Source organism: Corallococcus sp. 4LFB, assembly GCF_046520365.1.
Taxonomy (GTDB): Bacteria; Myxococcota; Myxococcia; order Myxococcales; family Myxococcaceae; genus Corallococcus; species Corallococcus caeni.
In genome coordinates, this window is the sequence record NZ_JBKGHJ010000142.1 from 1 (window position 1) to 17,166 (window position 17,166).

The window sequence follows — 17,166 nt, forward strand, 5'->3', positions numbered from 1 at the left end:
GGAGGCAGGAGGACTGCCGTTGGAGGTGGGGGGCGGCAGCGTGACCCGGTTTCGCCGGGCCAGCTCCTCGCGGCGGGCGAGCAGCTCCACCAGCTCCCGGTCGAGCGCGTCGATGTGGTCGCGCGGCTCCGGGGGCTGGCGCCGCCGGCTCCAGCCCGGGCGCGGCGAGTCCCGACGCATCGCGTGCATGCGCCACGGTGGGGGCGGTCTCCAGGTCCCGGTGGATGCCCTGGAGCGCCGCGAGCAGCCGCCCGCGCGCCTCCGTGGCGAAGGGGTTCTCCTGCTGGATGGCGTTGAAGAGGTGGCCCGCGTCCGCGCGCACGGTCTCGATGGTGCGCGACAGCGCCTTGAAGCTGGCCGGCGCGAAGGGCACGTCCGCCGCCGCGCCCGAGTCCACCATCCCCTTGGCCACGAAGAACGTGAGGGCGTGCGTGCGCGCCATCACCCGGTCATGGCCCTCCGGCGTCTGCTCAATCACCTCGCAGCCCAGCCCCTCGTAGAAGCGCCGGGCGCGCGGGGCCGCCTCCGGATGCAGCGGATTGGGGCAGAGCACGACGCGCATGGGGCGCTCTGCCATGGCCAGGCTCAAGGGGCCGAAGAGCGGATGCGTCCCCACCCACGGCACCTGCGCGCCCAGCACCTCCGTCAGCGCCTCCACGGGCTTCACCTTCACGCTGCCCACGTCCAGCACCAGGTGCTCCGGCGTGAGGAAGGGCCGCAGCGCCTTCAGCACGTCCCGCATCTGGGGCACCGGGACGGACATCACCACCAGCTCCGCGCCCTCCAGCAGCTCCGGCACCGAGCGCGCGCGGAGCGGCTCCGGGATGTCCGCCACCGGGTCCAGGGCGCGGTGCTCCACCCCCACCGCCTCCAGCAGCGTTCCCAGCGCGCGTCCAAAACGTCCGTATCCCACGAGTGCGACATGCGGCATGCGCCGGAGTCTACGCGGGCCTGCCGCGGAGAGACGACCGCCGGGTCCCTCGTGAGGAGGAACCCGGCGGGGGACGACTTCCCAGGGTGGGGAGCCTTGGACTACCGGGCGCGGAACATCTCCGCGGTGAGGCAGGCCTCGGTCTTCTCCGGGAGGACGAAGAAGGGCTGCTGACGGTTCAGGCCCTGGGACGTGCCCAGCCAGCCGTCGCCAATCTGCCCGGCGCCGTCGTACACCAGCGCCAGCCAGTCATGCTGCGACGCGGGGAGGAGGTCCGTGGTGTCCGCGTCGTGGTTGAGGCTGTAGGCGTAGGACGCGGCCTGGATGGTGCCGTTGCCGTTGAAGTCCAGGTTCGCGCTCGCGGTGCCGGCGCGCTGCACGCCGTTGATGCGCACGCCGATGTGGGCCAGGTCCGCCTCCGTGGTGGGGGCGATGGGCGCGAAGGCGGAGACCTCGTTGATGGACGCCTCGCTGATGGAGGCGATGCGCACGCGCGAGTAGTCCAGCACGTTGTCCACGCCGTCCACGCGCAGGCCGTACATCTGGTACTCGTAGTTCATCTGGCTCAGGTAGTTGGCCTTGTAGTTGCTGTCGTCGGTGCCGCCGTGACGCAGGCCGATGTTGTGACCCAGCTCGTGCATGAGGGTGCCGGCCTGCTGCAACTCCGTGCCGCCCGGCACGGACCAGCCGCCCAGCGTCACGATGAAGTCGTGTGCGGGGATGCCGCGGGAGATGCCGCTGGAGGTGCCGCCGTTGTAGGTGTTCGCGAACAGGGCGTAGTGGAAGAAGGGCGCGCGGCGCGACTTGAAGTACTTCGCCTTGATGACGTCGACGTCCGTCCACACCGGGCTCAGGTCCGCGTCCGCGTCCGCGGCGGCGATCTGCGAATCCAGCACCAGGTGCAGCGCGATGCCCGTGGAGCCGTTGGGGTTGGAGACGGGCGCGTTGGCGAAGGCCGTCGTCACGCGGTCCAGCGCCGCCTGCGTGGGCTTGCGGTCCGCGTAGTAGTCCACCTCCACGAAGACGTCCTTCTTGCGCGGATCCGCGCCCCAGTAGTGCAGGTCCACGCCGCCGTAGCCGTACAGCTCCGCGAAGTCGCTGATGCGGTCCCCGTCCGTGTCGGAGTTGTTGGGGTTGGTGCCGTACCGGGCCTCGGCCGCGTCACAGACGCCGTCGCCGTCGGTGTCCACGGCGTTGAGCGCGCACAGGTACACAGACTGCACGGCGGAGACCTGATAGTCGGTCCCGTTCTGCGTCATCGTCTCGTACTTGGGCCGGTGGTAGACGGTGACGGAGCGGTAGCCCGAGCGCGAATAGACGAGCCGCACCGCCTCCTCGCCGGACGCCGGCATGACGATCTGGACGTCGTCCTCGCCGTTGTGGTTGCCGTACGCGTCGAAGACGAAGAGGCCCGACGAGTCCGTCGTCTGGGTCGGGAGGCCGGTGCCACAGCCCGTGCCGGAGCAGGTGCCGGAGGCGACGTAGACCGTCACGCCCTCCACGGCGCTGCCCGTCGCCGAGTCATAGATGAAACCGTAGACACACCCATTCAAGCCGACGAGAGCCATGGAGGCCGTCAGCAGGCTCTTGTGAAACGTGGACATACTTCCCCCTCGGAGGATTCAGGGGCTGGCGTCTGGCGCCAACCGCCACGTCTACGGCGCGCGCGGCGGATATTCTTTTGCGGGGATTTATTTCCGGGCGTGAAACACGGCGGAGCCCGCCAGGTTGACAGTGGGGTCCGTCTGTCTTACTCCTATTGAGTCATGAGGCCCGTCACCTTCCATGCCCTGCCGACCCTGAGCGCCTTCGCGCCGGCGGCGGACGTGCGCCTCGCCCCCCGTCACGAGGTTCTGCTCGATATTTGAGCAGGCGGACCGGATGGCTCCGGTGCGCGCCGTGGCTGGTTGCCCGCGTGCCGTGAGCCCCGTCTCCGCCCGAAAAGTCCCCGCGGTGCCTTCGTGCGTCCTCGCGCGTCCCTGGACGTGCGCGCCCTGAGGCCTGCCGCGGGCTGATTCCTCTCATCCAACCGGCGTCTCAATTCAATACACCCGCGGGCCTCGCTGCCCGGACGGGAACGGGAGTCTTTCATGCCTCGCACCACGCGCATCGAGCGGTACCGCAACATCGGCATCATGGCCCACATCGACGCGGGCAAGACGACGCTCACCGAGCGCGTCCTCTTCTTCACCGGCCGCATCCACTCCACGGGAGAGGTGCACACGGGCTCCACGGAGATGGACTGGATGGAGCAGGAGAAGAAGCGCGGCATCACCATCACGTCCGCGGCGACGACGGCCTTCTGGCAGCCGCGTCACGGGCGGGAGGCGGGCGTGCCCCACCGCATCAACATCCTGGACACGCCGGGCCACGTGGACTTCACCATCGAGGTGGAGCGCTCGCTGCGCGTGCTGGACGGCGCGGTGGCGGTGTTCGACGCCAGCCAGGGCGTGGAGCCGCAGTCGGAGACGGTGTGGCGTCAGGCGGACCGCTACGGCGTGCCGCGCATCGCGTTCATCAACAAGATGGACAAGGTGGGCGCGGACTTCTCCGCGAGCGTGCAGTCCATGGTGGACCGGCTGGGCGTGCGCCCGGTGGCCGTGCAGTGGCCCGTGGGCGACGGCGCGGACTTCCAGGGGCTCGTGGACCTGGTGCGCATGCGGCTGGTGCGCTTCCAGGGCGACGGCGGCGGCTTCGACGATGACGCGCCCGTGCCGCCGGAGCTGTTGGACGCCGTGCTGCCGTACCGCATGCGTCTGATTGAAGTCTGCGCGGACGTGGATGAGGGCGTGCTGGAGAAGTTCGTGGACGGGCGGGTGGAGGACCTCACCGTGGAGGACCTGGAGCGCGCGCTGCGCTCGGGCACCCTCGCGCGGACCCTGGTGCCGGTGCTGTGCGGGTCGGCCTTCAAGAAGAAGGGTGTGCAGATGCTCCTGGATGCGGTCGTCAGCTACCTGCCGTCACCCGCGGACGTGGCCGTCGTGGAGGGCTTTGCGCCCGGCACCGGCGAGCGCGTCAGCCGTCCCGTGTCGGACTCCGGTCCGCCAGCGGCCCTGGCGTTCAAGCTGATGAGCGACAAGGCCGTGGGCGGCATCGTGTTCCTGCGGGTGTACTCCGGCACGCTGCGCGCGGGCACCGTCCTGCTCAACCCCGTCACCGGACGGCGTGAGCGGGTGGGGCGCCTGATGTTCATGCACGCCAACCGCCGCGAGGAGGTGGCGGAGGTGCACGCGGGCGACCTGTGCGCGGCGCTGGGGCTCAAGGGCGTCCGCACGGGCGACACGCTGTGCGACCCGGACGCGCCGGTGGTGCTGGAGGCGTTGAACGTGATGGAGCCCGTGGTGCAGCTCGCCGTGGAGGCGCGCTCCCCCGCGGAGCTGCCGAAGCTGGAAGAGGGCCTGCAACGGCTGGCGGCGGAGGACCCGTCGCTGCGCCTGGGCGTGGATCCTGACAGCGGCCAGGTGCTGCTGTCCGGCATGGGTGAGCTGCACCTGGAGGTGGTCGTGGACCGGTTGAGGACGGAGTTCGGCGTGGAGGCGCGCGTGGGACAGCCGAAGGTGGCGTACCGCGACACGCTGCGGGGCGCGGTGCGCCAGGAGTACCGCCACGTCCGCCAGTCCGGCGGGCCCGGACAGTACGCGCGCGTGGTGCTGGACGTGGGGCCGGCGCCGCGAGGGGCGGGGCTCGTCTTCGTGGACGCCACGAAGGGCGGCACCATCCCCCGCGAGCTGGTGCCCGCGATTGAGAAGGGCGTGGCCGGCGCCATGGCGCGCGGCGTGCGCGAGGGCGTGCCGCTGGTGGACGTGGAGGTGCGGCTGGTGGATGGGGACACGCACGTGAAGGACAGCACGCCGCAGGCGTTCGCGGTGGCGGGCTCGCTGGCGCTCCAGGAGGCCGCCCGGCGCGTGGGCGTGCAGGGACTGGAGCCGGTGATGGAGGTGGAGGTGGTGACGCCGGAGGAGTTCCTGGGCGACGTGCTGGGTGACCTGGCGTCGCGGCGGGGACGGGTGCTGGGGATGGAGGCGAAGGGGCCGGCGCGGTGCGTGTCCGCGCGGGTGCCCATGGCGCGCCTGTTCGGCTACGTGACGGCGCTGCGCGGCCGCACGCAGGGACGCGCCCAGGCCAGCATGCGCCTGGGGGCCTACGAGCCGGTGCCGGAGTCCGCCAGCGCCTCCCACGCCGAGGCGCGGGCGTGAGGTGACGGCCCCGGGCTTCCTTTGCGCAAGGGGAGGCCCGGGGCCGGGGTGTTGTGCGGGAAATCGCACCCCGTGTCGATTTCCGGTGCGCCCATTCGACGTGCATTTGATTGAGTCCGCGCCGTGACGGTTTCCAAGGCGCAGGCCGCGGTGCACGCGGTGTGGAGAATCGAGTCCGCCCGGCTCATCGCCGGGCTTGCGCGCATGGTGCGCGACGTGGGGCAGGCGGAGGAGCTGGCGCAGGACGCGCTGGTGGCGGCGTTGGAGAAGTGGCCGGTGTCGGGCGTGCCGGAGAACCCGGGCGCGTGGCTCATGGCCACCGCGAAGCGCCGCGCCATCGACGAGATGCGCCGGCACAAGCTGCTCGCGCGCAAGCACGAGGAGCTGGGGCACGGACTGGAGGAGGCGCAGGTGCCAGACCTGGACGCGGCCCTGGACGACGACGTCGGCGACGACCTCCTGCGCCTCATCTTCACGTCCTGTCACCCGGTGCTGTCCCCGGAGGCGCGCGTGGCGCTCACGCTGCGGCTGCTGGGCGGCCTGACGACGGATGAGATCGCCCGCGCGTTCCTGGTGCCGGAGCCCACGGTGGCCCAGCGCATCGTGCGGGCGAAGCGCACGCTGGCGGAGAAGGGCGTCCCCTTCGAGGTCCCCCGGGGCGAGGAGCTGGCGACGCGGCTCGCGTCGGTGCTGGAGGTCGTCTACCTCATCTTCAACGAGGGCTACGCCGCGACGGCGGGCGACGGCTGGATGCGTCCGGAGCTCTGCCAGGACGCGCTGCGCCTGGGCCGCATCCTGGCGGAGCTGGCGCCCGGGGAGCCGGAGGTGCACGGGCTGGTGGCGCTGATGGAGATTCAAGCGTCGCGGGCCCGGGCGCGGGTGGGGCCGTCGGGCGAGCCCGTGCTGCTGCTGGAGCAGAACCGCGCGCTGTGGGATCAGCTCCTCATCCGCCGCGGGCTCGCGGCGCTGGAGCGCGCGGAGAAGGCGGGGGCGCCGGGGCCCTACGTGTTGCAGGCCGCCATCGCCGCGTGCCACGCGCGGGCGCGCACACCGGAGGAGACGGACTGGCAGCGCATCGCGGCGCTCTACGCGGTGCTCGCGCGGCTCACGCCATCTCCGGTGGTGGAGCTCAACCGCGCCGTCGCCCTGTCCATGGCGTTCGGTCCCGCGGTGGGGTTGGAGCTGGTGGAGCAGCTCGTGGCCGAGCCGTCGCTCAAGCACTACCACCTGCTGCCCGCCGTGCGCGGCGACCTGCTCCAGAAGCTGGGGCGCCTGAAGGAGGCCCGAACGGAGTTCGAACGGGCCGCGTCGCTCACGCGCAACGCGAAGGAGCAGGCGCTGCTGCGCTCGCGTGCCGCCGCGTGCGCGGGCGACCGGCCGTCGTAGCCGCCGCGCTTCGGGGCGTGGCGGGCATCCGTGAAGCATGCCCGCCCGCCCTTTCCGTCACGCGCTCAGGGGCGCGGCGACAGCTCCAGGTTGTCGAAGTTCGTGTCCCACCCGTTGGACGTCGTCAGGGTGAAGACCGTGCAGGGTGACGTCCAGCTCGGCACCACGTGCGTCACCTGTCCCGCCGTCAGGGGGAAGGTGAGGGTGGGCAGGTCGATGCAGCTCAGCGTGAGCGTGGCGCCGCTGTCCCACGTGAAGGCCTCCAGGCCCAGGACGCGCCGCTGGCCGAAGATGGACAGGCTGGCCTGGGTGAGGCCACCGCCGTTGAACGACACGCTCTTCGTGTCGAACCCGCCCCAGGGCGACGCGATGTACCAGCGGTCGAGGCCGAAGTGGATGGGGCCGTGCGGGCCGTTGAAGGTCTCGTCCTGGCCGGGGAACGTGTCGAAGGTGACGAGGTTGGTGGACGGGCCCACCGGGATGGCCAGCGCGTGGGTGTTGTTGCCCGGCGTGGCGTCCGTCTGCGAGGACGCGACGGTGGCCTGGCTGGTGAACGTCCCGGTGCTGAAGGGGATGGCCTGGACGTTGATGGTGAAGCTCGCGCCCGGCGCCAGGCTGGGAGAGGTGCAGTGCAGGTCGCTGACGAACGAGCAGCTCCCGCCGGGGCTCCCCGGCGCGTTCGCCGAATAGAAGAAGTAGCTCAGGCCGGTGGGCACGGGGACGTCGAGCGTGACGTCGGTGGCGGTCGTCGTGCCCTGGTTCGTCACGGTGATGTCGTAGAAGAGGACGTCGCCGTTGGCGCCCGTGCCATCCGGGAACGCCTGCGTCACGGTCAGGTCCGCCGTCGCGGGGCCGCCGGGCGTCGAGGGGACGAACGTCACGTCCACCCAGAAGTTGGTGTTGAGCCACGCCTCCGTGGGGAACGCGCTGCCGTTGAGGTTGCGCACGCCGTTGCCGCTGGCCTCCACGGTGGAGGGGGCGTGCAGCGGGGGCACGTCCACGCCCGCGGTGTTGAAGTAGTACGGGGTGATGGCGTAGCGGCCGCCGGTGGCGAAGTACGACACGACGTAGGTCGTGTTCGCGGCCAGGCTCACCGGCGTGGCGAAGGACAGCTCGCGCCAGCCGAAGCCCGTCTCGGCGGGCGTCGTCTCCGTGGTGGCCAGCAGCGTGCCGGTGGCGCTCCACAGGTGGCCCACGTGCGGGCCGGTGTCGGTGCTGCCCTTGTAGTAGCGGACCTTGGTCACCGTGCCAGCCACGTCGGTGCGGAACTTCACGCCAATCTCCGCCGGGGTGGTGTCGGCGTTCTCGAACTGCGGGTCGCCCGTCACGCTGTTCCACAGGCTGCACGGGTTGCAGGCGGTGTTGGCGAACGTGGTGGCGGTGGCGGCCGTGGAGGCCTCGCTGACGTTGCCGGCGGCGTCACGGCCGCGCACGGTGTACGTGTACGCGGTGGAGGGCGTCAGGCCGGTGTCGCGGTAGCGCCCGGTGGTGCCGGGCAGCTCCGCGATGAGCTGGCTGCCCCGGTACACCAGGTGCCAGCGGGCGTTGCCCTGCGTCTCGCCGCTGCCGTCCACGGACGCGTACCACGTCAGGTCGATGGCGGTGGGCGAGTTGGGCAGGGCGGTGACGTTGGTGGGCGCGCGAGGGGGCGTGACGTCGTTGGGCTGGAAGGCCACGTCCACCCAGTAGTTGCTCGCGTTGAACGTGTGGATCGGGAAGCCGCTGGTGCTGCCATAGCGGTAGAGGCCGTTGGTGGCCGCCTCGGCGTGCAGGGGCGGCGCATCCAGCGCGGAGGCGAAGCCATTTCCCGTCACGGCGTAGTGCCCGGCAGGCGCGTAATACGAGACGACGTAGTTCGTGTCGGCCGCGATGGTGACCGGCGAGGCGAAGCGCGCCTCCTGCCAGCCGGAGGCCGACTCGTTCTGGAAGGTGACGCTGGCCAGCAGCGCGCCGGACGCCGTCCACAGGCTGCCGGTGTGCGTGCCCGTGTTGCCCGCGCCCTTGTAGAAGCGCACGCCCATGATCCGCCCCGGCGCGTCGCTGCGGAAGCGCACCCCCAGCTCCACCGCGTCGCTGTCATCCGCGGCCGCCACGGCCGGAAGCGCGGTGGTGCCCAGGAGCGACCGCTCACCGGTCAGCAGCGGCTGCGAGGCCGCCGTGGTCTCCGGTGTCTCCGGAGTGGGCGGTTCCGCGGGAGCACAGCCCGCCTGGATCCAGGTGAAACCCAATACGAACGTCGTGACCCATCGTGATGCATGTCGAAGCACGTCGGACTCCTTGTCTGTGAAACCCGACGCGGCTTCGCATGTTGTCAATCTGAAATACAAGTATTTCGTGGGTGGTTGACATTTCTCGCGTGGTTGACGGCAAAGGTCATGGCGCTCGGGACAATTCCGCCAGGAATTGAAACAGCGCCGATTGTTCGGAAGGGAGGGCCAGCAGCCATGTATGGCCTTGGCCGGGCAGCTCACGCACGTCCAGTCTCAGTCCGGCCGTACGCCAGGCTTCGCGCGCCGTTCGCCACAGGGGCGCGCTCCCATCCGTCTCGCCTATGAACGACAGGATGGGCACGCGTGCGTGCGAGGAGGTCCGGGGTGGGGTGTGTTCATCGCCGCGCGACAGGCGTGGGGCGCCAGCGATCAGGACCAAGGCCCGGAAGGCTTCGGGGCGCGCCGCCCACAGCTCGAGCGCCATCTGCGCGCCCGCGCTGAAGCCCAGCAGCACCGGCCGTTCCGCATCCACGCCGGGGACACGCGCCACCTCCGGCAGCGTGCCGAGCATCATCCGGTTGGCATCCGCGCCACTCCAGCCCTCCGCGTGCTCGCGGGGGAATGTCAGCAGCGCGAAGCCCTGAGCGGCCAGGGCGTCCGCCAGGGGCTCCACCAGCGTCAGGCCATCCGTGCCCGTCGGATGCAGCCACACCACCAAGCGGTGCGGGTGTTCCGGTGAGGCCTGTCCGGAGACGAAGAGGCGGTAGGGCAGGCCGTTCGCGGGAGTGCCTGTCCGTGTCGGGGTGGCCAGCTCCACGGGAGGGCGGGACACGGAGGCGCACGCGGTGGCGAGGACCACGGCGAGGAGGACGGGCAGGAGGGCTCGGCGGGGCTTCATTCCCGGAAGGCTGCCACGTCCTCGATGGTGGGAGTGCCCGCCAGGTCAGGACGGCTTCAGTGCCGCGGCGCGAACAGGAGGTTCGACAGGATGATCAGGAGGAGGGGGCCGAACATGAAGAGCAGGATCCACCACGCGACGACCTTTCGCTTCCGGCCGCGCTGAACCCGGGCGCCCGAAGCCTTGAGGTCGGCGCAATCCTCTATAGAGGCCGGCGCTGGCTGCATCGCAGTGCCCGCACAGGAAGTTGCCGCACCGCTTGCAGGTCAACGTGGCGCGCTGGCCGTGCACCGCGCAGTGGGCTTCCTCGGAGTCGGGATCCGGCGTCGCGGCGGCGCCGTTCCCAGGCGGTTCCTCTTGCGGCACGCTCGTGAGCAGCTCCCGGGCGCGCTCCAGTTCCCCGGCCAGGACCAGCACCCGCACCTCGATGTAGGCCCCGGCCACGCCCAGCATGGAGCGGTGCTGCTCGCCCTGGACGATGCAAGGGATGCTGTTCGCTTCGAGCAGGCCCCGCAGCAGCGCGGCCTCCGAGGAATCACCGCAGGTGGTGAGCAGCCGGAAGTCGTGATCGGGGATTCCCAAAAGGGCGCTCCGGTGGGGCCCCTGGGGGGCCTGTCGGTGAGGGACCTTTCCACTGTCTGACATCCGCCGGGACGGGGACCGCCCGCAGGGGTTGTGGGGCCGGGGGGCGTGCCTAGCTTGCCCGCGTCCATGACGAACGAACTGCACCCGACGGCGCGGCCTACGCGCGTGGCTCACGTGATGTATGGCCTGGAGATGGGCGGACTCGAGCAGCTGGTGGTCCGGCTGTCCCAGCATGGCCGCGAGCGGGGCATCGAGTCCGTGGTGCTGGCCCTGGGGCCGGACGGTCCGGTGCGCGAGCTGCTCCAGCGCGTCAACGTCCCCACGGTGTGGCTGGGAGGCCTGGCCGGCATGACGCCCACGGCCATCCGCCGGCTGGCCCAGGAGGTGGACGCCTTTGGCGCCGACGTGGTCCACGGCCACGACGTGGGGCCCTGGCTCAACGCCGTCGCCACCCGGACGCTGCGTCCGCGCACGCCCGTCCTGGGCACCTTCCACCAGACGGTCGAGCCGCAGGGCAAGCTGCGCCCCGCGGCCATGGCCGCCGCCATGTTCACCCAGTCCCTGGTCGCGTGCGGCAGTGAAGTGCGCGCCAGCCTGGAGCGCTGGAGCCCGAAGCTGCTGTCGAACGTGGTCACCATCGAGAATGGCGTGCCGCTGGAGGTCGCCACGGGCGAGGAGGCCCGCAGGGCCGCGCGTGAGCGCCTGGGCCTTCCACAGGACGCCACCGTGGTGGGCTACCTGGGCCGCCTCTCCGAGGAGAAGGGCCCGGACCTGCTGGTGGACGCCTTCCTGCGCCACTTCGCGGACGCGAAGGACACGCACCTGGTGATGATTGGCCCCGGCCCGATGGAGGCCGCGCTGCGTGCTCGCGCCGCCGCGTCCCCGCTGGCCGGACGGGTGCACTTCACGGGCGCGCTGCTGGAGGCGAGCAAGCTCTTGCCCGCGTTCGACGTCTACGTGCAGCCGTCCCGCCGCGAGGGCCGCTCGCTGTCGCTGCTGGAGGCGATGGCGGTAGGCCTGCCCACGGTGTCGCACGCCATCCCGGCCATCCGCGAGGTGCACCGCGATGGCGAGACGGCGCTCCTGGTGCCGTCCGGGGACGTGGACGCGCTCGCTGGCGCGGTGAAGCGCCTGGCCCACGACGCGGACCTCCGCTCGCGCCTGGGTGAGGCCGCGAAGCGCGAGGTGCAGCGCTACTCGCTGTCCACGATGGTGGACACGTACGCGAGGCTCTACCGGGGTGCCGCGGCTCGCGCCCAGGCGTGAGCGGCACGGGAGAACGACGGGTGCCGCACTCCACCATCCTCCATGTGCGCAGCACCTGCGGCCTGTACGGCGCGGAGCGGGCCTTGCTGTCGCTGGCCGCGTCCACGCCGTCGCCGTGGCGGGCGCAGGTGTGCAGCCTCGTTTCGCCTGGGCGGGTGGACGTGCTCTCGGGTGCGGCGCGGGAGCAGGGGTTGGACGCGCTGACGCTGGAGGTGCCCGGCCGCTTCAGCGCGATGGCCGTGGCCACGCTCGCCTCGGAGGTCCGCCGCCGGGGCGTGGGGCTGCTGCACGCGCATGACTACAAGTCGCTCACGCTGGGCGCCGCCGCGAGCGCGCTCGCCGGAGTGCCGCTGGTGGCCACGTACCATGGGGACACCGGCGCCACGCCCGCGCTGATCGCCTACGAGGGGCTGGCGCGCGTGCTGGGCAACTGCACGAGCGCGGTGGCGGCGGTGTCGCGCGAATTGACCGCGCGCCTGCGCCGCTACGTCCACCGCTCGCCGGTGGTCTACATCCCCAACGCGCTGCCGCTCGCGGACGCGTGCACGGAGGAGGAGCGGCTCCAGGCCCGCGAGGCCTTGGGGCTCGCGCCGGACGGGTCCGTCATCGCGCTGGTGGGGCGTTTGTCAGTGGAGAAGGGGCCCCAGGTGCTCCTGGACGCGATGCAGCGCCTGGCCCGGACGCCCGGCGCCACGGTGCCCACGCTGCTGCTGGTGGGCGATGGCCCCCTGCGCGAGTCATTGGAGGCGCAGGCGCAGGGACTGCCGGTGCGCTTCCTGGGATTCCGCTCGGAGGTTCGCGGCGTGTATGCGGCGGCGGACGTGGTGGTGATGCCGTCCCTGCGGGAAGGCATGCCGCTGGTCGCGCTGGAAGCGATGGCGCTGGGGCGGCCGCTGGTGGCGTCCGGAGTCGGCGAGCTGCCCCATGTGCTGGGCACCGGGCGCGGGCTCGTGGTGCCGCCGGGAGACGCGGGCACGCTGGCCTCGGCGCTCGCGGGACTGCTGGCGGCCCCGGGTTGGAGGACGCGGATGGCGCAGGCCGCGCGGGAGTACGTCGTGGCCCACCACGCACCGGAGCGGATGGCGAATCGCTACATCGAATCGCTCTACCTGCCCGCGCTCGTGGATCAGCCTCACGCCCAGGCCTCGGCCGGGTAGGGCGATCCAGGCCTGCGGTGAAGGTCCACCGCCTCCTGCACGGACGCGCGGTGTCTTCCGGCTCCGGTCCGGCGCGGCCCCAACCTGTCCGGTGGTCGGACAGGTTTCTGCCCCCGGATGAAGCGGAGGAACCCCTGCCATGCCGGGCCCAACTGGTCGGACAGTCGGACAGGCTGTCGGGCACGGGGGACGCGGAGGCCGTCCTGCCATGACTTGCCCAACTGGTCCGACAGTCGGACCAGTTGCCGCGGCCCGGCTGGACCGGGGGCCCTCCTGGCCATGACTTGCCCAACTGGTCCGACAGTCGGACCGGTTCGCGCAGGACGCCGCGGAGGGCGGCCTCCCGCCGGTTCTTACCTTCTCAGCCGTGGAGATGGACGCCGAGGCTGAAGGCTTCGGCGCGAGATCGAGACCCACCGCACTCCGCCCAGGACGGGCTCAGTGGGCTTCCGACCCCGAGGGCCTGGTCCCGTCGCCGCGCACGACCGGCGCGTTCAGGTAGAGCTCGCCCAGGCCTGCCCCGATGCCGTCCCACGCGAAGGACTCCGCCATGCGGCGGGCGTTTTGCGCGAGCCGGCTGCAGAGGTCCGGATCCTGGCGCAGCCGGCGCAGCGCGGCGGCGAACTCCTGGGGGGACTCCGCGAGGAGGACATGCTGCCCCTCCACCACCGGCAACCCCTCCACCGCGAGGCGCGTGGCCACCACGGGCACGCCCGCCGCCGCGGCTTCCAGCACCTTGAGGCGCGTCCCGCTGCCCGCGCGCAGGGGAATGGCCGTCGCCAGCGCACGCGCCAGGTACGGCGCCACCGACGGCACCGAGCCCGTCACCACCAGCCGCTCGTTCTCCAGGGCGCGCACGGACGCGGGCGGGCTGCGGCCCACCACCAGCAGCTTGCCGGCCGACAGGTCCGACGACACCAGCGGCCACACCTCGCGCGCCAGCCGCAGCACGGCGTCCTCGTTGGGCCACCAGTCCATGGAGCCCACGAAGACCAGGTCGTCACCCATGGCCGCCCGGGGCGCGAAGTCCGGCAGCTTCACGCCGTTGGGCACCACCTGCACGTGCTTCGCTCCCAGGGCGCGAAGCTGCTGGGCGTCCACGTCCGAGCACGCCAGCACGGTGTCCGCCTGGCTCACGCACTCGCGCTCCAGCCGCTCCACCCGCTGGAACTGCCAGTTGAGGAACGGCCGCAGCAGCGGCGCGCTCAGGGGCGCCATGCGCGCGAGCACCTGGCTCTCCACGTTGTGCTCGTCGATGACCAGGTGCGCGCCCGGGTTGAGCTGCCGCGCCAGCGGCAACAGCTGCGCCATGTGCAGGTGGTCGAAGTGGATGATGTCGAAGGGGCCCCGCTCCGTCAGCACCTTGCGGAGGGCGTCACTCAGGCCCTGGCGCCCGAAGCGGACGTAGGTGAGCGGCGTGCCCCGCAGGAAGGCCCGGCTGCTGTTCAAGGTCTCCCCGAGCGCCACCCGCGGCAGGTCCACCAGGTGCAGCCTGGAGGCCGGCACGCCCAGGCCTTCCAGCCAGCGCTTGAAGCCCTCGGCGTCGTTGCCCGCCCGGTGCACCGCGAACACTTCCAGCTCGAAGCGCGAGGCAAGCGCACGCACCAGCTCGAGCGTGCGCAGGGTGCCGCCCGTATCCGAAGGCAGAGGAACGTAGGGAAGGATGGCGAGAACGCGTCGCACGGTGGAAAACCAGACCTGCTCAGGAGACGGGTGGACCTGGGCCGCGTGCTCCTCACCACGGCCACCGGCTTGGTAAGCACCTGCTCGCAAGCGGCCCAGGGGCTCGCGACACTTTCCCATCAATGGACAACACATCGCGGAGCCGCGACGCGACGGGGTGCCGCACCGCGTCTTCCGGGCGACAGCGGGATTCCCGGGAGTATTGACCCGGGTGGGACCCGGGGTGCGAGGGCCTCGAAAAGGCGCGCTGTTTCCGGCATGAGGACGGGGGCGGCGCAACGACGGAGGAAGCCATGGGCCTTGAGCAGACGCAGGGGGCCGCGGCGCGCGAGCGCATCGCGCGGCTGCGGCAGGTGATGCGGGAGCGCGGTGTGGCGGCGGTCTGGGTGCCGACGAGCGACCCGCACCTGTCCACCTACCTGCCGGGCCGCTGGAAGGGACGCGAGTGGGCGTCTGGCTTCACCGGCTCCCTGGCCACGCTGGTGGTGACGGCGGAGTACGCGGGCCTGTGGGTGGACAGCCGCTACTGGGATCAGGCGGACGCCCAGCTGAAGGGCAGCGGTATCGCGACGGTGCGCACGACGAACGCGCCCGGGCAGTCGCACCTGGACTGGCTGGCCGCGAACGTGCAACCGGGGCAGGTGGTGGCGGTGGACGGGGCGGTGCTGGGCCTGGGCCTGGCGCGCTCGGCGGCCACGCAGCTGGCGGCGGCGGGGGTGGTGCTGCGCACGGACCTGGACGTGGTGGCGGAGGCCTGGGCGGACCGGCCGCCCCTTCCCGCCGCGCCCGTGTACGCGCACGCGCTGTCCCCGGTGCCTCGCACGGACAAGCTGCGGGCCGTGCGCGCGGAGATGGGCGTGCTGGGCGCGACGCACCACTTCATCTCCACGCTGGATGATGTCGCGTGGCTGACGAACCTGCGCGGCGCGGACGTGGACTACATCCCGGTGTTCCTGGCGCACCTGCTGGTGGAGCCCGGCGGGGCCCGCCTGTTCATCGGGGCGGGCAAGGTGCCGGACGCACTGCGCGCGGAGCTGGAGGCGGACGGCGTCACCCTCCACCCCTACGACGAGGCGGCCCGCGCGCTGGAGGCGCTGCCGGAGGGGACGCGGCTGCTCGTGGACCCCCGGCGCATCACCCACGGGCTGCGGCAGGCGGTGGGCAAGGGCGTGAGCGTGGTGGAGGGGCTCAACCCGTCCACCGTGGCCAAGTCGCGCAAGACGGACGCGGAGCTCGCGCACTTCCGCCACGCGATGGAGCAGGACGGGGCCGCGCTGTGCGCGTTCTTCGCCTGGTTCGAGTCCGCCCTGGGCCGCGAGCCCATCACCGAGCTGACCGTCGACGAGCGCCTCTCCGCGGAGCGGGCAAGGCGTCCGGGCTTCGTGTCGCTCAGCTTCTCCACCATCGCCGCGTTCAACGCGAACGCCGCGATGCCGCACTACCGCGCGACGCAGGCCTCGCACGCGACGGTGTGCCTGCCGGGGCAGCAGCCGCGGGGCCTGCTGCTCATCGACTCCGGCGGGCAGTACACGTCCGGCACCACGGACATCACCCGCGTGGTGCCCGTGGGGGAGCCCACGGCGGAGCAGCGGCGCGACTTCACCTTGGTGCTGCGCGGGATGATCAACCTGTCCCGGGCCCGCTTCCCCCGGGGCACCCGCTCCCCGAACCTGGACGCGCTGGCGCGCTCGCCGCTGTGGGCGGAGGGGCTGGACTACGGCCACGGCACGGGCCACGGCGTGGGCTTCTTCCTCAACGTCCACGAGGGGCCGCACGGCGTCTCCCCGACGATGCCCAACGACCCCACCACGGCGCTGGAGCCGGGGATGATCACCTCCAACGAGCCCGGCCTCTACCGCCCGGGCCGCTGGGGCATCCGCATCGAGAACCTCATCGCCGCGGTGCCCGACCGCAAGACGGAGTTCGGCGACTTCCTGCGCTTCGAGACGCTGAGCCTCTGCCCCATCGACACGCGGCTGGTGGACCCGGCCCTGCTGTCGCGGGAGGAGACCGACTGGCTCAATGCCTATCACGCCACCGTGCGCGAGCGGCTCCAGCCCCACCTCCAGGGCGCCGGGCGCGACTGGCTGCTCCAGCGCACCCAGCCCCTCTGAAGCCGCGCTGCTCGCGGCCGGACGGAATGGGCAGACACCGCGGGCCTCAATGCATATCAGGTCAAGCCGTAGGCCCCGGCCCACGGACAGTGTCCGCTGGCGGGGAGCGGCGAGGCGCCAGGACATGGGATGGATTGGGCCGGGGTGTACGCGCGGATGTTCGGCCGGAGCTTTCCCCTGATGATGCTCACCGGCCTGGCCGTCACCGGGCTGGCCCTGGGCGCCATCCAGGCCCTGGTTCGCGATCCCCGCGATCCGCGGGCCCTGCTGATCACCCCGGCGTCCTTCCTCGTGGGCTGGTCTCCCCTGGCGCTGTTCATGAGCGCGGAGGCTTCGTTCCCCGCCGTGGCGGTGCTCACCCTGGTCAGCTCCGTCGGGTGCGTCCTGCTGGGCCAGTGGATGCTCCGCCCCTCCGCCAGGGCATGACGCAGCCGGACGGGGCGCGGGGGCCTTCCCCGGGGACATCCATTGTGTCCGCTATGTCTTTGCGCGTCATGCGGGCGCGGCGATCCATGTAACCCGTTGAGGGGCAATGACGTACCGGCCCCGTCCTCCCCGGGGACTCGTGAGACTGCGGGAAGTCAGGCAACATTCGCCGCAAAATGTAGAGAATCCGGGGAACTTTCTCGGTTTCTAAAAGGTAGGAGTTCCGCCCATGTCCACCCCTATTGATGGCTCCGCCGCCGCCGCTGCCCGTGCCGCCGCCGAGGCCGCCGCACGCGCCGCCGCGGAAGCCGCTG

General features: G+C 71.8%; 12 protein-coding genes. 6 read left to right on the forward strand and 6 right to left on the reverse strand.

The window, feature by feature from the left end:
• Together ACLEQD_RS17300 and ACLEQD_RS17305 are read right to left on the reverse strand one after the other, a co-directional pair.
• Window positions 1–931 (reverse strand): prephenate dehydrogenase/arogenate dehydrogenase family protein (locus ACLEQD_RS17300; RefSeq protein ID WP_410385337.1); only part of this gene is annotated, 931 nt, incomplete at its 3' end.
• Between the two features lie 101 nt (window positions 932–1,032).
• The gene (locus ACLEQD_RS17305) at window positions 1,033–2,535 is read right to left on the reverse strand and encodes a hypothetical protein (RefSeq protein ID WP_410385339.1); all 1,503 of its coding nucleotides are present in this window, start codon (window positions 2,533–2,535) and stop codon (window positions 1,033–1,035) included.
• 486 nt (window positions 2,536–3,021) lie between these two features.
• On the opposite strand from ACLEQD_RS17305, the gene fusA reads away from it, so the two are divergent.
• On the forward strand, window positions 3,022–5,127 hold the full coding sequence (gene fusA / locus ACLEQD_RS17310; RefSeq protein ID WP_410385341.1) for an elongation factor G: 2,106 nt from the start codon (window positions 3,022–3,024) through the stop codon (window positions 5,125–5,127).
• 123 nt (window positions 5,128–5,250) lie between these two features.
• Complete coding sequence (locus tag ACLEQD_RS17315; protein WP_410385343.1) at window positions 5,251–6,513, forward strand: RNA polymerase sigma factor; 1,263 nt, start codon at window positions 5,251–5,253, stop codon at window positions 6,511–6,513.
• Window positions 6,514–6,578: 65 nt separating this feature from the next.
• On the opposite strand, the gene ACLEQD_RS17320 is transcribed toward ACLEQD_RS17315, so the two are convergent.
• The 3 genes from ACLEQD_RS17320 to ACLEQD_RS17330 form a co-directional block, all read right to left on the reverse strand.
• Window positions 6,579–8,780, reverse strand: coding sequence for a DUF4082 domain-containing protein (locus ACLEQD_RS17320; RefSeq protein ID WP_410385345.1), 2,202 nt, complete (start codon window positions 8,778–8,780; stop codon window positions 6,579–6,581).
• Window positions 8,781–8,886: 106 nt separating this feature from the next.
• The gene (locus ACLEQD_RS17325) at window positions 8,887–9,540 is read right to left on the reverse strand and encodes a hypothetical protein (RefSeq protein WP_410385347.1); all 654 of its coding nucleotides are present in this window, start codon (window positions 9,538–9,540) and stop codon (window positions 8,887–8,889) included.
• A 126-nt stretch (window positions 9,541–9,666) separates the two neighbouring features.
• Window positions 9,667–10,203: a DUF2007 domain-containing protein gene (locus tag ACLEQD_RS17330; RefSeq protein ID WP_410385349.1), complete on the reverse strand. Its 537-nt coding sequence runs from the start codon at window positions 10,201–10,203 to the stop codon at window positions 9,667–9,669.
• Between the two features lie 129 nt (window positions 10,204–10,332).
• On the opposite strand from ACLEQD_RS17330, the gene ACLEQD_RS17335 reads away from it, so the two are divergent.
• Window positions 10,333–11,472: a glycosyltransferase family 4 protein gene (locus ACLEQD_RS17335; protein ID WP_410385351.1), complete on the forward strand. Its 1,140-nt coding sequence runs from the start codon at window positions 10,333–10,335 to the stop codon at window positions 11,470–11,472.
• 20 nt (window positions 11,473–11,492) lie between these two features.
• Entirely contained in the window at window positions 11,493–12,629 is a 1,137-nt protein-coding gene (locus ACLEQD_RS17340; protein ID WP_410385353.1) for a glycosyltransferase family 4 protein, read from the forward strand.
• Between the two features lie 438 nt (window positions 12,630–13,067).
• Here ACLEQD_RS17340 and ACLEQD_RS17345 read toward each other — a convergent pair whose 3' ends face one another.
• Window positions 13,068–14,312, reverse strand: coding sequence for a glycosyltransferase family 4 protein (locus tag ACLEQD_RS17345; RefSeq protein ID WP_410385355.1), 1,245 nt, complete (start codon window positions 14,310–14,312; stop codon window positions 13,068–13,070).
• Window positions 14,313–14,605: 293 nt separating this feature from the next.
• Here ACLEQD_RS17345 and ACLEQD_RS17350 point away from each other — a divergent pair, with 293 nt between their 5' ends.
• On the forward strand, window positions 14,606–16,426 hold the full coding sequence (locus ACLEQD_RS17350) for an aminopeptidase P family protein (RefSeq protein ID WP_410385357.1): 1,821 nt from the start codon (window positions 14,606–14,608) through the stop codon (window positions 16,424–16,426).
• A 129-nt stretch (window positions 16,427–16,555) separates the two neighbouring features.
• Window positions 16,556–16,852, forward strand: coding sequence for a hypothetical protein (locus ACLEQD_RS17355; protein WP_410385359.1), 297 nt, complete (start codon window positions 16,556–16,558; stop codon window positions 16,850–16,852).
• Window positions 16,853–17,166: the final 314 nt, after the last annotated feature.

Bases quoted from the DNA above. Each gene is read 5' to 3' on its own strand.
- ACLEQD_RS17305 (WP_410385339.1), bottom strand. From the start codon at position 2,535: ATGTCCACGTTTCACAAGAGCCTGCTGACGGCCTCCATGGCTCTCGTC.
- fusA (WP_410385341.1), top strand. From the start codon at position 3,022: ATGCCTCGCACCACGCGCATCGAGCGGTACCGCAACATCGGCATCATG.
- ACLEQD_RS17335 (WP_410385351.1), top strand. From the start codon at position 10,333: ATGACGAACGAACTGCACCCGACGGCGCGGCCTACGCGCGTGGCTCAC.
- ACLEQD_RS17350 (WP_410385357.1), top strand. From the start codon at position 14,606: ATGGGCCTTGAGCAGACGCAGGGGGCCGCGGCGCGCGAGCGCATCGCG.
- ACLEQD_RS17355 (WP_410385359.1), top strand. From the start codon at position 16,556: ATGGATTGGGCCGGGGTGTACGCGCGGATGTTCGGCCGGAGCTTTCCC.